The organism is Rhodoplanes sp., assembly GCF_013377085.1.
GTDB lineage: Bacteria > Pseudomonadota > Alphaproteobacteria > Rhizobiales > Xanthobacteraceae > Rhodoplanes.
The window spans coordinates 133,075-148,239 of sequence record NZ_JACAAX010000010.1 but is presented as its reverse complement, the minus strand read 5'-3'; the positions used below and the strand labels follow the sequence as shown (position 1 = coordinate 148,239).

General features: G+C 69.4%; 16 protein-coding genes. 12 read left to right on the top strand and 4 right to left on the bottom strand.

Annotated features, from left to right (window positions below):
• Positions 1-190 precede the first annotated feature (190 nt).
• Complete coding sequence (locus tag HXX10_RS10115; RefSeq protein ID WP_296522050.1) at positions 191-865, bottom strand: GntR family transcriptional regulator; 675 nt, start codon at positions 863-865, stop codon at positions 191-193.
• A gap of 314 nt (positions 866-1,179) precedes the next feature.
• Here HXX10_RS10115 and HXX10_RS10110 point away from each other — a divergent pair, with 314 nt between their 5' ends.
• The 6 genes from HXX10_RS10110 (at position 1,180) to HXX10_RS10085 (ending at position 7,056) form a co-directional block, all read left to right on the top strand.
• Positions 1,180-1,635, top strand: a complete 456-nt coding sequence (locus HXX10_RS10110) for a tripartite tricarboxylate transporter TctB family protein (RefSeq protein WP_296522049.1) — start codon at positions 1,180-1,182, stop codon at positions 1,633-1,635.
• A 2-nt stretch (positions 1,636-1,637) separates the two neighbouring features.
• A complete protein-coding gene (locus HXX10_RS10105) occupies positions 1,638-3,137 on the top strand; it encodes a tripartite tricarboxylate transporter permease (protein ID WP_296522048.1) in 1,500 nt (499 codons plus the stop codon).
• Positions 3,138-3,169: 32 nt separating this feature from the next.
• Positions 3,170-4,141 carry a tripartite tricarboxylate transporter substrate binding protein gene (locus HXX10_RS10100; RefSeq protein ID WP_296522047.1) on the top strand — a complete coding sequence of 324 codons (972 nt, stop codon included), beginning with the start codon at positions 3,170-3,172 and terminating at the stop codon, positions 4,139-4,141.
• A gap of 149 nt (positions 4,142-4,290) precedes the next feature.
• Complete coding sequence (locus HXX10_RS10095; RefSeq protein WP_296522046.1) at positions 4,291-5,397, top strand: Ldh family oxidoreductase; 1,107 nt, start codon at positions 4,291-4,293, stop codon at positions 5,395-5,397.
• Between the two features lie 26 nt (positions 5,398-5,423).
• On the top strand, positions 5,424-6,362 hold the full coding sequence (locus HXX10_RS10090) for a hydroxyacid dehydrogenase (RefSeq protein ID WP_296522045.1): 939 nt from the start codon (positions 5,424-5,426) through the stop codon (positions 6,360-6,362).
• A 346-nt stretch (positions 6,363-6,708) separates the two neighbouring features.
• The gene (locus HXX10_RS10085) at positions 6,709-7,056 is read left to right on the top strand and encodes a 4-fold beta flower protein (RefSeq protein ID WP_296522044.1); all 348 of its coding nucleotides are present in this window, start codon (positions 6,709-6,711) and stop codon (positions 7,054-7,056) included.
• A gap of 165 nt (positions 7,057-7,221) precedes the next feature.
• Here HXX10_RS10085 and HXX10_RS10080 read toward each other — a convergent pair whose 3' ends face one another.
• Positions 7,222-8,682, bottom strand: coding sequence for an MFS transporter (locus tag HXX10_RS10080; RefSeq protein WP_296522043.1), 1,461 nt, complete (start codon positions 8,680-8,682; stop codon positions 7,222-7,224).
• A 137-nt stretch (positions 8,683-8,819) separates the two neighbouring features.
• Between HXX10_RS10080 and HXX10_RS10075 the strand changes: the two genes are divergently transcribed.
• A complete protein-coding gene (locus tag HXX10_RS10075) occupies positions 8,820-9,752 on the top strand; it encodes a LysR family transcriptional regulator (RefSeq protein WP_296522042.1) in 933 nt (310 codons plus the stop codon).
• Between the two features lie 39 nt (positions 9,753-9,791).
• Here the strand turns inward: HXX10_RS10075 and hslU are convergent, their stop codons facing one another.
• Together hslU and hslV are read right to left on the bottom strand one after the other, a co-directional pair.
• Entirely contained in the window at positions 9,792-11,102 is a 1,311-nt protein-coding gene (gene hslU, locus HXX10_RS10070; RefSeq protein WP_296522041.1) for an ATP-dependent protease ATPase subunit HslU, read from the bottom strand.
• 130 nt (positions 11,103-11,232) lie between these two features.
• Positions 11,233-11,799: an ATP-dependent protease subunit HslV gene (hslV, locus tag HXX10_RS10065; protein WP_296522040.1), complete on the bottom strand. Its 567-nt coding sequence runs from the start codon at positions 11,797-11,799 to the stop codon at positions 11,233-11,235.
• A gap of 364 nt (positions 11,800-12,163) precedes the next feature.
• On the opposite strand from hslV, the gene hisB reads away from it, so the two are divergent.
• From hisB to HXX10_RS10040, 5 genes are all read left to right on the top strand, one after another.
• On the top strand, positions 12,164-12,754 hold the full coding sequence (hisB, locus tag HXX10_RS10060) for an imidazoleglycerol-phosphate dehydratase HisB (RefSeq protein ID WP_296522039.1): 591 nt from the start codon (positions 12,164-12,166) through the stop codon (positions 12,752-12,754).
• Between the two features lie 79 nt (positions 12,755-12,833).
• Positions 12,834-13,337, top strand: coding sequence for a DUF2628 domain-containing protein (locus HXX10_RS10055; protein WP_296522038.1), 504 nt, complete (start codon positions 12,834-12,836; stop codon positions 13,335-13,337).
• A complete protein-coding gene (gene hisH, locus HXX10_RS10050; protein ID WP_296522037.1) occupies positions 13,334-13,984 on the top strand; it encodes an imidazole glycerol phosphate synthase subunit HisH in 651 nt (216 codons plus the stop codon). The genes HXX10_RS10055 and hisH overlap by 4 nt, the downstream gene beginning before the upstream one ends.
• Positions 13,981-14,727: a 1-(5-phosphoribosyl)-5-[(5-phosphoribosylamino)methylideneamino]imidazole-4-carboxamide isomerase gene (hisA, locus tag HXX10_RS10045; RefSeq protein WP_296522036.1), complete on the top strand. Its 747-nt coding sequence runs from the start codon at positions 13,981-13,983 to the stop codon at positions 14,725-14,727. The genes hisH and hisA overlap by 4 nt, the downstream gene beginning before the upstream one ends.
• Positions 14,724-15,128: a cupin domain-containing protein gene (locus tag HXX10_RS10040; protein WP_296522035.1), complete on the top strand. Its 405-nt coding sequence runs from the start codon at positions 14,724-14,726 to the stop codon at positions 15,126-15,128. The genes hisA and HXX10_RS10040 overlap by 4 nt, the downstream gene beginning before the upstream one ends.
• The last annotated feature ends 37 nt before the right edge of the window (positions 15,129-15,165 follow it).

Sequence of the window (15,165 nt, the reverse complement as noted above, 5' to 3'; positions counted from 1 at the left end):
CGGATCGATGTCCTCGGCGCGGATCTCGCGCAGATGCTGGTCCATGGCGCTCTCCTCGGGGATTTTGGCAACGGTCTCGGCCGGCCTTGGCAGACGCCCTATTCTTAGGGGAAGCCCGAGGCGGATGAAAGACGGCGGCCCCGGGGGGGGGCGGGGCGGCCCGTCGCCGCGCGGCCGAGGCGTCGGGCGCTCAGCCGCCGGCGCCGGCCCGCCGCATCCGGTCGATCATGTCGATGCGGGCGTTGCGAACATGCAGGGTGGCGACCCGGGCGGCCGCCTCGCCGTCGCCGCGCCGGAACGCACTGATCAAAGCCAGGTGCTCGGCCATCGACTGGGCGTAGCGCGCCGGACTCTGGCCGAACTTCACCACCAGGGCGCCGATCAGATTGGCCTGCCGCTCCAGGATGCCGGCGGCCTCCTGATTGTGGGTGGCATCGGCGACGACGAGGTGGAACCGGCGGTCGGCGGCGCGTCGGGTGAGCGCGTCCTCGCCGGCGGCGGCCTCGACCTCCGCCTGGGCGGCCTCCAGCTCGTCGATGGCGCCGGCCGTGGCGACGTCGAGGAAACGCCGCGACTGGAAGGCCTCGATCAGCTCGCGCACGTCGTAGAGGTCGGTCAGGAACTTCTCGTCGAGCTGCCGCACCGTCGCGCCGCGATTCGGCTCGATCAGCACCAGCCCCTCGCCCTGGAGCTGCTGCAGGGCCTCGCGGATCGGAATCGTGCTGACGCCGTAGCGCGCGGCGAGCTCGGCGACCTTCAGGCGTTGACCGGGAGCGAACAAACCGTCCACGATGTCGAGCCGGAGCGTGTCGCGAACCCGCACGTAATTGGTGCCCGGCTTCTCGGCCGTCGCGACGTCGTCCATGGCCGAGCCCTCATTTGTCCGCAGAGTCTTTTAGACGCCTACATTAGTATATGATGAACGTCAATTCGTATACACGCAGATTGTACAATATACGATCTTGGCAAATCATACATCATCGTTTCGGGGCTGGTGACGGCTCGATCTGATTTTCTGCCGCGCATTTCGGCCCCCCTGCCCAATCAAGGACGTGCAACGCCAGCGGAGTCGGGACTCATGCGGCCGATCAGGCTCTCGAACCGAATCCTCGCAGCTCTTCGTCTGTCCGACCCTCCCTCTCCCGACACGCCGTCGGGCCGCCGGCCGAGGTCGGCGTGATGGCGATCCGCCTCCGGTCCGGGCGCGACCTCACCGCCGGCCTGGTGTTCATGGCGGTGGGCGGCACCGCGCTGTGGATGAGCAGCGACTGGCCGATGGGGACGCTCGCCTCGATGGACGCCGGCTATTTCCCGGCGATCGTGTCGAGCCTGCTGATGCTGCTCGGCGCCGGCGTGGCGATTCCGGCGCTGCGGTTCGACGGGCCCCCCGTCGAATCCTTCGCGATGCGGCCGCTCCTGCTGGTCACCGCGACCGTCGTGGTGTTCGCGGTTCTGCTCAAGTATGCCGGCCTGGTTCTCACCATCGCGGTCATGACGCTGCTCGCGAGCTTCGCCGCGAGCGAGCGCCGCCGCCTCCTCGTCACGCTCGTCCTGGGGCTGGGGCTCGCGGCCCTGTGCGTCGGGCTGTTCGTGTTCGGTCTCGGCCTGCCGATCCCGATCTGGCCGCGGTGGTGACCATGGACATCCTCGACAATCTGGTGCTCGGCCTCACCGTCGCCCTCTCGCTCCAGAACCTCGCGCTGTGCTTCATCGGCGCGCTGGTCGGCACCCTGATCGGCGTGCTGCCCGGCCTCGGGCCGACCGCGACGGTCGCCATGCTGCTGCCGATCACGTTCTACCTGCCGCCGGTCGGCGCCCTGATAATGCTGGCCGGCATCTTCTACGGCTCGCAATATGGCGGCTCGACCACGGCCATCCTGGTGAACATCCCGGGCGAATCCTCCTCGGTGGTGTCCTGCCTCGACGGCCATGCAATGGCCATGGACGGCCGCGCCGGCTCGGCGCTCGCCATCGCGGCGCTGGCGTCGCTGTTCGCCGGCGTCGTCACCACCTTCGTGATCGCCATCGCGGGCCCGGCGCTCGCGGGCGTCGCCCTCATGTTCGGTCCTGCCGAGTATGTCGCCCTGATGGTGCTCGGCCTGGTCAGCGCCACCGTGCTCACCCACGGCTCGCTCACCAAGGGCATCGCCATGGTGGTGCTCGGCATCCTGCTCGGAAACGTCGGCACCGACGTGAACAGCGGCCAGATCCGCTATGCCTTCGGCTTTCCCCAGCTCTATGACGGCATCGACTTCGTGCCGCTGGCGATGGGCCTGTTCGGCCTCACCGAGATCGTCGCCAATCTCGAGCAGACCCAGGGACGCGGCGTGATCGCCAGCGTCATCAACCGGCTGTGGCCGTCGCGCGAGGATGCCCGCGCCGCGGCGCCGGCGGCGGTGCGCGGCACGGTGCTCGGCATTCTTCTCGGTGTGCTGCCGGGCGGCGGCTCGACGCTCGCCTCGTTCGCCGCCTACACGCTGGAGAAACGGGTGTCGTCGACGCCGGAGAAGTTCGGCCGCGGCGCCGTGCAGGGCCTCGCCGCCCCGGAGGCCGCCAACAACGCCGCCGCCCAGGCCGGCTTCATCCCGATGCTCAGCCTCGGCATCCCGCCGAACGCCATCATGGCGCTGATGATCGGCGCCATGACGCTGCACGGCATCCAGCCCGGCCCGCTGGTGATGACCGGCCAGCCCGAGCTGTTCTGGGGCATGATCGTCAGCATGCTGATCGGCAACATCATCCTGGTGGTGCTGAACCTGCCGCTGATCGGCCTGTGGGTGCGGCTGCTGAAGGTCCCCTACGACCTCCTGTTCCCGGCCATCCTGGTGTTCTGCTGCATCGGCACCTACACGCTGCGCTCGAGCACCTTCGACGTCGCCATGATGGCCCTGTTCGGGGTCGTCGGATACGTGTTCCGCAAGCTCGAATGCGAGCCCGCGCCGCTTCTGCTCGGCTTCGTGCTCGGGCCGATGCTGGAGGAGAATCTGCAGCGCGCGCTGCTGCTCTCGCAGGGCGACCTCGCCGTGTTCGTCACCCGCCCGATCAGCGGCGGGCTGCTCGCCGCCACCGTGATCCTGCTCGTCCTGGTGCTGTTGCCGACCGTCAAGCGCGGTCGCTCCGAAGCCTTTCGCGAATGAGAACGAGACGACATCTCAGGGAGTAAGACGACATGCTCGCACGAATGACGTCGCTGTCGATCCTCGCCGCTGCGGTCCTCGCCGTCGCCGGCACGGGGCCGGCCGTCGCCGAGTATCCCGACAAGCCGATCACCATGGTGGTCGGCTATGCCGCCGGCGGCGGCACCGACATCTCGGCGCGCTCGCTCGCGCCCTATATCGAGCGCTATCTCGGCGGCGGCGCCCGCATCCTGGTCGAGAACCGGCCCGGCGCCGGCGGCGAGATCGGCTTCGCCGCGGTCTCGGACGCGGCGCCCGACGGCTACACGATCGGCTTCGTCAACACGCCGAACTTCCTCACCATCCCGATCGAGCGCAAGACCCGCTACAAGGTCGAGCAGTTCGACCTGCTCGCCAACATCGTCGACGATCCGGGCGCCTTCTCGGTCCACGCCGACGGGCCGATCAAGACCCTGGCGGATCTCGTCGCCTACGCCAAGGCGAACCCGAATACCGTCTCGGTCGGCACCACCGGGGTCGGCTCGGACGATCACATCGCCATGCTGATCTTCCAGAAGCAGACCGGCACCAAGCTGGTGCATGTGCCGTTCCCGGGCGCCGCCGCCGGTCGCACCGCGCTGCTCGGCAAGCACATCATGGTCGGCTGCATGAATATCGGCGAGGCGATGCAGTACTCGCAGGGCCAGCCGCTGCGCACCATCGGTGTGATGGCGGACAAGCGCTGGTCGCTCGCCCCCGACGTGCCGACCTTCGCCGAGCAGGGCCTGCCGATCACGCTGTCGTCGCTGCGCGGCATCGCCGCCCCGGTCGGCCTGCCGCCGGCGATCCGCGCCAAGCTCGTCAAGGCGATCCTCGACGCGGCGCGCGATCCCGCCTTCCAGGCCGCCGCCGCCCAGACCTTCCAGCCGCTGCGCATCCTCGACAGCGCCGAATACACCGCCGTGCTGAAGCAGATGGACGGCGACTTCCGGGAGCTGTGGAAGACCACGCCGTGGTCGCGCTGACGTCCGCGGCCTGACGCCCTGACACGCCGGCGCTGCGACGCGCCGTCGCGTCCAAACCCCGACCACCACCGACCGCGGTGCCGGACCTCCGGCGCCGACGCCCCCGGCATGCCGTCTCCGACCGCCCGTGCCGGACGAAGGAAACCGCCATGGCTGTTCAATACACTGCAAAGGTGCCGGTCCGGTGCTGGCTCGATGCGAGCCCGCTGCAGGACTTCTGCGCCCGCATCTTCGTCGCCGAAGGGCTGCCCGCGGACGATGCCGACGTGGTCGCCGAGAGCCTCGTCGCCGCCGATCTGCGCGGCGTCCATTCGCACGGCGTCACCCGCATGGACATCTACACCGAGCGGCTGCGCCGCGGCCTGTTCAATCCGCGCCCGCAGATCAAGGTGAGCCACACGGCGGCCGGCTCCGGCGTGATCGACGGCGACAACGGCATGGGTGCCGTCGTCGGCATGGCGGCCGTCGAGGCGGCGATGGCGATGGCCCGCGAGGCCGGGATCGGTGCCGTGACGGTGCATCACGGCAATCATTTCGGCACCGCGGCCTTCTATATCGCCAAGGCGGTGGAGCGCGGCTTCGTCGCCCTCGTGTGCTCCAATGCGCCGCCCACCATGGCGCCGTGGGGCGGCCGCGAGGCGATGTTCGGCACCAATCCGATCGGCTGGGGCGTGCCGACCGGCGGCACCGCCATCATCGCCGACCTCGCCACCAGCGTGGTGGCGCGCGGCAAGATCATCCTGGCGGCGCAGCGCAAGGAGCAGATCCCGCCCGGCTGGGCGCTCGACGTCGAGGGCCGCCCCACCACGGATCCCGACGCCGCGCTGATCGGCGCCGTGCTGCCGTTCGGCGAGTACAAGGGCTCCGCCATCGCCATGCTGGTCGAGCTCCTGGCCGGCCGGCTGTCCGGCTCGAACTCGATGCGCGAGATCCCGGACTTCTACCGCGACCTCGATCGGGTCAGCGATCACGGGCACTTCTTCCTGTGCCTCGACATCGGCCGCTTCATGCCGCCCGACCGGTTCCAGGGGCGGGTCGACGACATGATCAGCAGCCTCAAGCAGTCGAAGCGCGCCGCCGGCTGCGACGAGATCCTGATGCCGGGCGAGATCGAGGCGCGGCTCGAGGCCGACCGGCGCCGCACCGGCATCCCGCTCACCGACGAGATCGTGCTGGCGCTGCAGCGGCTCGGCGAGCGCCACGCCGTCGTCTTCCCGGTCGTGTCGGGAACGCCGCTCGACCGCCACGCCGCCTGATCCCGATGTCCGCGAGAGAACCCGACATGTCCGAGGTCTTCGTGCTCGACCCGATCTGCGACGAGGCCGTCGCGGCGCTCGCGGCACACACGCGCGTCGTGGTGCCGCCGCAGTCGCGCGAGACGTCCTGGATCGGGCGGGCCGCCGCCGTGATCATCCGCACCGCCGTGATCGACGCCGACGCCATCGCGGCGGCCGTGCCGGTCCTCAAGGTGATCGGCAAGCATGGCAGCGGGGTCGACACGATCGACGTGAAGGCCGCGCACCGGCACGGCGTCACGGTGGTCTACACGCCCGAGGCGAATGCCGTCTCGGTCGCCGAGCACACGCTGGGGCTGGCGCTCGCCGCCGCCCGCCGCATCCCGCTCGCCGACGCCGGCCTGCGCGCCGGCGTTCCGCTCACCGCGGCGCAGCGGATCGGCACCGAGCTGTCCGGCAAGACGATCGGCATCGTCGGCTTCGGGGCGATCGGCCGGCGCGTCGCCGCGCTGTTCCGTGCCGCCTTCGGCGGGCCGCAGATCGTCTACGATCCGGGGGTGCCGGCCGACGTGTTCGCGCAGGCCGGGGTGGCGCGGGCCGAAACCCTGGCGGAGCTGCTCGCCGCCGCCGACCTCGTCACCGTGCACGTGCCGCTGGTGCCGGCGACCTGTGGCCTGATCGGCGCGGCCGAGCTCGCCGTGATGAAGACGGAGGCGATCCTGATCAACGCGGCGCGCGGCGGCGTGGTCGACGAGGCCGCGCTTCATGCCGCGCTGGCCTCGGGCCGGCTCGCCGCTGCGGCGAGCGACGTGTTCGTCACCGAGCCGCCGCCCGCCGATCATCCGCTGCTCGCGCTACCGAGCTTCGTCGCGACGCCCCATATCGGGGGGACCACCCGGGAGGCGATGATCCGCATGGGGCGCGACGTCGCCGCCGGCGTGCTCAACGTTCTCGAAGGACGCTCGCCGCGCTATAAGATTGGTTGAATCGTCATAATATGGTAAAAATATCTATTATGAATCGGGCTGTGATCAAGACAGGAATCAGCCTGCTGCGGCGCGGCCCGCGGGCCGACCCAGCGACCGCTGCGCGCAGCATGTCGCGCACCACGCGCCCCGGTGCGTGCCGTAATCGCGCGAGAATCCGAATTATACAACCAAAAAAGCGCACAATGCGCCCGCGCGGAGTTCCTGTTGACCGAAACACGCAGTTCGTGTATGTATTCTTGCGTTTTTCGATCATACACCGGCGTGCTAGACATCCCCTGGATGTGTCCTCACCCCCCGTACGACGGACCGCGACTTCGGATCCCCCACTGAGCTCAGCAAGACAATGACACCCCTCTACGATCGCCTCGGCCGTGTGCGGGCTTGGCTCCAGCAGGAGCACTGCCGCATCGTCAGCCTGCAAGGCGCGCATCTCGCCTCGATCGAAGGCCACAGCGTCTACGACCGCTTCGGCACTCACATCGGCTGGTGGAAGCACGGCCACATGCGCGATTCACGTGGCGCCGTGGTGGTGTGGGCGTCGGAGTCCTTCGGCCTCGGCGTGATTCGTCCGCCCCAGATGGCGTCGCCGGCAGAGCCCGCCGAGCCGGTCGTCAAGTCCTGGCATGCCCGCTCGACCTCGCCGATGCATCCGGCGCGCAGCGCCACCTGGGCGGTCGAGCTGCCGTTCTGACCCGCGTCTGAACGCGCCCGCCCGGGCGCGTGCCCCGGCGTGCGGCAGGCGCGTCCGTCCGTCCGGCGTATCATTGCACCGACTGTCACGGCCTCAGCGTGAGGAGCGACCCGTCCGGGTCCGTGCTCCGCGCGACCCGGTGTTGTGGATCGCGTCCGGTTCACGTCACGACACCTCGCCAGAGGGCGAAGGTCTTATTGCGGCCGCGCGGCTTCCCGTCGCGATGGCGAGCGCGACGACGATCAGGACGCCCGCGACCGCGAACGTGATCCGCATGCCGGCGGCAACCGCCTCGGGCTCCGCCGTTGTGATGTCGCTCGTCGCCGATGCGAGCGCGAACACGGCGCCCATGGCGGATGCGCCGGTGATGAGCCCGAGATTGCTCGACAGGTTGAGCATGCCGGACATGACGCCCCGCTGGTCCGGGTCGATATTCGTCATGACGGCGGTGTTGTTGGCCGTCTGGAACAGCGCATAGCCGGCGGTGACGACGACGAGGGGGGCGATGTAGCCGGGGACGCCGAGCATCGCCGGCATCATGGACAGGATGAAGGAACCGGCCGCCAGTCCGACGAGCCCGACGATGGTCATGCGTTGTGCGCCAAACCGGTCGGCAAGGCGACCGGCCGGCACACCGGTCAGCGCGGCGACAAGCGGACCGACCGACAAGACGATCCCGACAAGAGCCGTGTCGAGCCCGAGCGCACGAGAGAGATAGAAGGGCCCGACCACCAGCGTCGCCATCATCACGGTGGAGACGAGCGCGCTCATGGCGAGGCTCGCACTCAGTCCGGAATCGCGGAACATCGCCAATCGGATCAGAGGTGATGCCGCTTTCGCCTCGGCACGCACGAAGAGGCCGGCTCCCAGAACAGCAGAGAGCAGCAGCGCCACGTTGAGTGGGCCGAAACGGCCGCGCCCCATCGTCATGGCGAGGGCGTAAGCCGCGAGCGTCACCGCAAGCAGCAACGTGCCCATCGCGTCGAATCCGGCACGGTCGGTCTTCGGCGCCTTGCGGTCGACGGGCAGATGGCGATGCGCGAGACAAAACGTCAGGATACCCAGCGGGACGTTGACGAGGAAGATGGCCCGCCAGCCGAAGCCGGCGATCAGGATGCCGCCGAGCGACGGACCGAGAGCGGTGCCGATCGCGGACATCGCCGCTAACAGCCCCATGGCGCCACCGGTCTTTGCCTTCGGAACCGTCTCGCCGACAAAGGCCATGGTGAGGGCCATCATGATGGCCGCGCTCGAGCCCTGCGCCGCCCGGGCGGCAATCAGCAGCGAGAGCGTCGGGGCGATGCCGCACAGGCTCGAGGCCACCGTGAACAGGACGATCCCGGCCAGCAGCAGGCGCCGGCGCCCGGTGACGTCACCGAGTCGACCGACGCTGACGATCAGGGTGGTGATGGCGAGAAGATAAGCCAGGACGATCCACTGGACGTCCTGGAAGGAGGCGTCGAACGCCTGTGCCATCGTCGGCAAGCCGACATTGGCGATGCTGGTGCCGAGCGAGGACAGCAGCATGGACAGCGAAAGGCTGGCGAGCGCCCACCGAACCGAAGGTGCCCGTTCCGCACGTCCGGCGGCGGCCTCGTCTCGTCCTGCACCGATTGGCTTCACCATGAACTCCGTTCTCCGACGGCTCCCGAATGGAGCTTTCAGAACGTAGTTCTTCGCCGGACATGGCGGAACGCGCACCAATTGCACTTCATTCGTGCGTTTGACGCTATGTCACGACCAAACTGTGCTACGGTCGACGCATGTCGACCCCCGATCTCAACCTGCTCGTCACCCTCGATGTGCTGCTCGCGGAAGGCAGCGTGGCGCGCGCAGCCCAGCGGTTGCGGCTCAGCCCGTCGGCGATGAGCCGGGCGCTGGCGCGATTGCGTGAGACGACGGGCGATCCGCTGCTGGTCAGGGCCGGACGCGGTCTCGTTCCCACGCCCCGGGCGCTCGCGCTGCGCGAGCGGGTCAGTCGGCTCGTGCAGGACGGCGAATCAGTTCTGCGCCCTGCCGAAAAGCTCGACCTCCAAAAGCTCGTCCGAACGTTCACGCTGCGGACCAGCGAAGGCTTTGTGGAGACCTTCGGACCGGACCTCATCGCTCGCATCGGCGCGGACGCTCCCGGCGTGCGCCTGTGCTTCCTTCAGAAGCCGAACAAAGACAGCGCGTCCCTTCGCGACGGAACCGTGGATCTGGAAACCGGCGTCGTGGGGGAGGCGACCGGCCCGGAGGTGCGTGCGCAGGCCTTGTTCCGGGACCGTTTCATCGGCGTCGTGCGGCGGGGGCACCCACTCGACAAGGGCGACGTCACGCCCGCGCGTTACGCCGCCGGCCGACACATCCTCGTGTCGCGGCGGGGCCTCGACAAGGGACCGATCGACGACGCCTTGCAACCGCTCGGGCTGGAACGGAAGATCGTCACGATCGTCGGAGGCTTTTCGACCGCGCTGGCGCTCGCTCGGGGCTCCGATCTGATCGCCAGTGTTCCCGGGCGACACACCGAAAACCTGCGCGCCGGAATGCACAGCTTCCCGCTTCCGGTCTCCCTGCCGGAGGTCGCGGTGTCATTGCTCTGGCACCCGCGGCTGGATGCCGATCAAGCGCATCGCTGGCTGCGCGGATGCGTTCGCGACGCTTGCGCGGAACACTTCACCGATCCATCGACACGCGGAAGCGCTGCCGAAGGCTGATGCGACGTCGCAAGGGTCGACCCGCCCTCCACGGCGTCATCACAGGATGAATCGGCTGAGATCGGCGTTCTTGGCCAGATCGGCCACCCGGCTGTTCACGTAGTCGCCGTCGATCGCCACCGTCTCGCCACCCCGGTCGGGCGCCGCGAAGGAGATCTCGTCGAGCACGCGCTCCATCACGGTCTGCAGCCGGCGCGCCCCGATGTTCTCGACCGTCGAGTTGACCGACACGGCGACGTCGGCGATGGCGTCGATGGCGCTGTCGGCGAAATCGAGCGTCACGCCCTCGGTCGCCAGCAGCGCCACGTACTGCTTGATCAGCGACGCCTCGGGCTCGGTGAGGATCTTTCGGAAGTCGTCGCGGGTCAGCGGCTTCAGCTCGACCCGGATGGGCAGGCGGCCCTGCAGCTCGGGCAGCAGGTCCGACGGCTTGGCGAGATGGAAGGCGCCCGAGGCGATGAACAGGATGTGGTCGGTCTTCACCGCGCCGTGCTTGGTCGACACCGAGGTGCCCTCGATCAGCGGCAAGAGGTCGCGCTGCACGCCCTCGCGCGACACGTCGGCGCCGGCGCGGCCCTCGCGCCCGCAGATCTTGTCGATCTCGTCGAGGAAGACGATGCCGTTGTTCTCGACCGTCTTGATCGCTTCCTGGACGAGCTGGTCCTGGTCGAGAAGCTTGTCGGATTCCTCGGCCACCAGCACCGCATAGGAGTCCTTGACGGTGACGCGCCGGGTCTTGGTGCGGCCGCCGCCGAGCTTGCCGAAAATGTCGCCGATCGAGACGGCGCCCATCTGCGAGCCCGGCATGCCGGGAATGTCGAACAGCGGCATGCCGCCGCCGCCCGCGGCCTGCACCTCGATCTCGATCTCCTTGTCGTCCATCTCGCCGGACCGCACCTTCTTGCGGAACGTCTCCTTGGTCGAGGCCGAGGCGTTGGCGCCCACCAGCGCATCGACGACGCGGTCCTCGGCGGCCAGATGGGCGCGCGCCGCCACATCCTTGCGCTTTCTCTCGCGGGTCAGCGCGATGCCGACCTCGACGAGGTCGCGGACGATCTGCTCGACGTCGCGGCCGACATAGCCGACCTCGGTGAACTTGGTCGCCTCCACCTTGATGAAGGGCGCGCCGGCGAGCCGCGCCAGCCGGCGCGCGATCTCGGTCTTGCCGACGCCGGTCGGGCCGATCATCAGGATGTTCTTCGGCATCACCTCCTCGCGCAGCTTCTCGTCCAGCTTCAGCCGGCGCCAGCGGTTGCGCAGCGCGATGGCGACGGCGCGCTTGGCGTCGTGCTGGCCGACGATGAAGCGGTCGAGCTCGGAGACGATTTCGCGGGGAGAGAAGTCGGTCATGGGGCTCTGTTTCGGTTCAGGGCTTGGTCATTCCGGGACGGCGGAGCCGGACCCGGAATCCAGAGGCGAGCTCGGAGTCTATCGCTGGATTCCGGGTTCGCGCGCTTCGCTCGCGCCCCGGAATGACAGCTCAGAGGGTTTGCAGCGTCTCCACCACGACCTTGTCGTTGGTGTAGACGCAGATCTCCGCCGCGATGGCGAGCGAGCGGCGCACGATGGTCTCGGCGTCCAGATCCGTGTCGATCAGGGCGCGCGCCGCGGCGAGCGCGTAGTTGCCGCCCGAGCCGATGCCGACGACGCCGTTCTCCGGCTCCAGCACGTCGCCCGTGCCGGTCAGCACCAGCGAGATTTTCGGGTCGGCGACGATCATCATCGCCTCCAGCCGGCGCAGATAGCGGTCGGTGCGCCAGTCCTTGGCCAGCTCGACGGCGGCCCGCATGAGCTGGCCCGGATACTGGTCGAGCTTGGCCTCCAGCCGCTCGAACAGCGTGAAGGCGTCGGCGGTGGCGCCGGCGAAGCCGCCGATCACGTCGCCCTTGGCGAGGCGGCGGACCTTCTTGGCATTGGCCTTGACGATGGTCTGGCCGATCGACACCTGGCCGTCGCCGCCGACCGCGACGATGCCGCCCTTGCGGACCGTGACGATGGTGGTGCCGTGCCAAGACGCCGGCTCGGAAGGATTTTGGGCGGAATGCATCGGGATGAAATCCTCGTGACGCCCTGATTTAGGAGCCGCCGGGGTCCATTGCAACGCGGCGCGACGGCACGGCCCCTTCTCACCCTCCCCTGGAGGGGGAGGGTCGGGGCGCGCGACAGCGCGCACCGGGGTGGGGTGAAGCAACACCTGCAGGCGGCGCTGTCACCCCCTCCCGGCGAGCTTCGCTCGCCGACCTCCCCCTCCAGGGGGTGAAGATGCACCAAACCGATACGCAGCCCGCCGCAGTGGCGAAAAGCCGGCGGCCCTGATACAAGGCGCCCGGTTTCGACGGCGCGCGCCGGAGCCCGGGCCGTGGGCGCCGGGCCACGACCGGCGGGCCGTCCGGGCCCAGAAGGCGTACAGCATGCGCACCGCAACCCTGACGCGCACCACCAAGGAAACCGATATCGAGGTCGCGCTCGATCTCGACGGCACCGGCACGTCGTCGATCGACACCGGAATCGGCTTCCTCGACCACATGCTCGACCTTTTGGCCCGCCATTCCCGCATCGACCTGTCGGTGTCCGCCAAGGGCGACCTGCATATCGACCAGCACCACACCGCCGAGGACGTCGGCATCACGCTCGGTCAGGCGGTCCGCAAGGCGCTCGGCGACATGAAGGGCATCACCCGCTACGCCGACGCCCATGTGCCCATGGACGAGGCGCTGACCCGGGTGGCGATCGACATCTCGGGCCGGCCGTTCCTGGTGTTTCGCACCGCCTTCCGGCACGACAAGATCGGTGCCTTCGACACCGAGCTGGTGCGCGAATGGTTCCAGGCGTTTGCCGTGAACGCCGGCGTCACCCTGCATGTCGAGACGCTGTACGGCGACAACGACCACCATATATCGGAGTCGTGCTTCAAGGGGCTCGCCCGGGTGCTGCGGACCGCGATCGCGATCGATCCGCGGGCCAAGGGCGAGGTGCCCTCGACCAAGGGAACGCTGGGCTGATCGAGCCCGCCGGGCTTGGCCCGGGCGGATCGTGCCGGGATGGACAGCGCCCGAGGGTGCGCTTTCACAAGGACTGATCATGGCGGTTTATGCGGTGCTGGAGCCCCCTGCCCGGCCGGACGGCCAGCCGGTCGATCCCGACCGCGTGCGGTTCGTGCGCGACGGCTTCTCGCTCGGCGCCTTCCTGTTCGGCCCCCTGTGGATGATCCGCCACCGGCTGTGGCTGGTGCTGCTTTGCTGGGCGCTGGTGATGGCCGGCTTCGGGGTGATCCATGTGGCCCTCGGCGTGCCGGCGGGCGTCCGCGTCCTGGTGGCCCTCCTGGTGTCGCTGCTGGTCGGGCTCGAATCCGGCACGCTGCGCCGCTGGACGCTCGCGCGCGCCGGCTGGCGCGACGCCGGCATCGTCGTCGCCGACGATCGCGAGGCGGCCGAGCAGCGCTTCTTTTCCGGGCGCGCCGCGGTCTTCGCCCGGGGGGCGTCGCCCGCCTACGACGTCGACTGGTCGGCCGGGCCGACACCGGTGCGGCCGTCCGGCCGCGGCGGCGTGCTCGGCCTGTTCCCGTTCCCGGGAGGGGGCCGATGACGGTCGCCATCGTCGACTACGGGTCCGGCAACCTGCACTCGGCCGCCAAGGCGTTCGAGCGGGCGGCGCGCGAGAGCGGGCAGGACCAGCCGATCCTGGTGACCAGCGACCCCGACGTGGTGCGGGCGGCCGACCGGATCGTGCTGCCCGGGGTCGGCGCCTTCGCCGACTGCCGCCGCGGCCTCGACGCCGTCGCCGGCATGGTCGAGGCGCTCGACGAGACGGTACGCGGCAAAGGCCGGCCGTTTCTCGGCATCTGCGTCGGCATGCAGCTCATGGCCGAGCGCGGCCGCGAGTACGAGGTGGTCGACGGCCTCGGCTGGGTGGCCGGCGAGGTCGACCGCATCACGCCGGCGGACCCGGCCCTGAAGATCCCGCATATGGGCTGGAACACCCTCGACGCGATGGTGTCGCACCCCTTGCTCGACGGCATAAAAACCGGGCCGGACGGGCTGCACGCCTATTTCGTGCACAGCTATCACCTCGCCGCGGCCGACCGCGGCGACCTGGTCGCCCAGGCCGACTATGGCGGACCCGTCACGGCGATCGTTTCGCACGGCACCGCCGCCGGCACTCAGTTTCATCCCGAGAAGAGCCAGCGCCTCGGCCTTGCGCTGATCGCCAATTTTCTGAGGTGGGCGCCGTGATCCTGTTCCCCGCCATCGACCTGAAGGACGGCCTCGCCGTGCGCCTGGAGCAGGGCGACATGGCGCGCGCCACCATCTTCAACCGCGATCCCGGCGAGCAAGCCCGTGTGTTCGAGGAGACCGGCTTCGAGTACCTGCATCTGGTCGATCTCGACGGCGCCTTCGCCGGCCGCCCGGTCAACGCCGCGGCGGTCGAGCGCATCCTCGAGACCGTGTCGATCCCGGTCCAGCTCGGCGGCGGCATCCGGGATATCGCCACCATCGAGGGCTGGCTCGAGAAGGGCATCACCCGGGTCATCATCGGCACGGCGGCGGTGCGCAATCCCGAGCTGGTCAAGAGCGCGGCGAGGCGCTTTCCGGGCCGGGTGGCGGTCGGCCTCGACGCCCGCGGCGGCCGCGTCGCCGTGGAAGGCTGGGCCGAGGTCTCCGACCTGCCGGCGCTGGAGCTCGCCCGCCGGTTCGAGGACGCCGGCGTCGCCGCCATCGTCTACACCGACGTCGCCCGCGACGGCATGCTGACCGGCCTCGACCTCGACGGCACCATTGCGCTGGCCGAGGCCATCTCCACCCCGGTGATCGCCTCCGGCGGCCTCGCCTCCATGGCCGACATCGAGACGCTGGTCGCGCCGCGTGCCAAGAAGCTCGCCGGTGCGATCGCCGGCCGCGCCCTTTATGACGGGCGGCTCGACGCCCGCAAGGCGCTGACGATCTTCAGGGCGGCAGGCCTGGGAGCAGCCTCATGACGGTGCTGGACGAGACCCGGGTGGGCGACACCCGGACGGACGATACCGCCGCGGGCGCCGGGAAGAACTATCTGGTCGCCGACCTCGACGCCGTCGCGCCGGTGCCGTGCCCGTGCGGCTTCGCGCGCCGCGCCTTCGCGACGCCGGACAACACGGTCGCCACCCTGCATGTCACCGACATCACCACCGATGCGCGGGTCCACTACCACAAGGCCATGACGGAGATTTACTTCGTCCTGGAGGGCGAGGGTTTTATGGAGCTCGACGGCGACCGCGTGCCGCTCAAGCCGCATACCAGCGTGCTGATCAAGCCGGGCTGCCGCCACCGTGCGGTCGGACGGCTGCGCATCGTCAACGTCCCGATCCCGGCCTTCGACCCCGCCGACGAGTGGTTCGACTGACCGGCGGCCCTGCCCGTTTCCGCCCGCCCCGCACGGA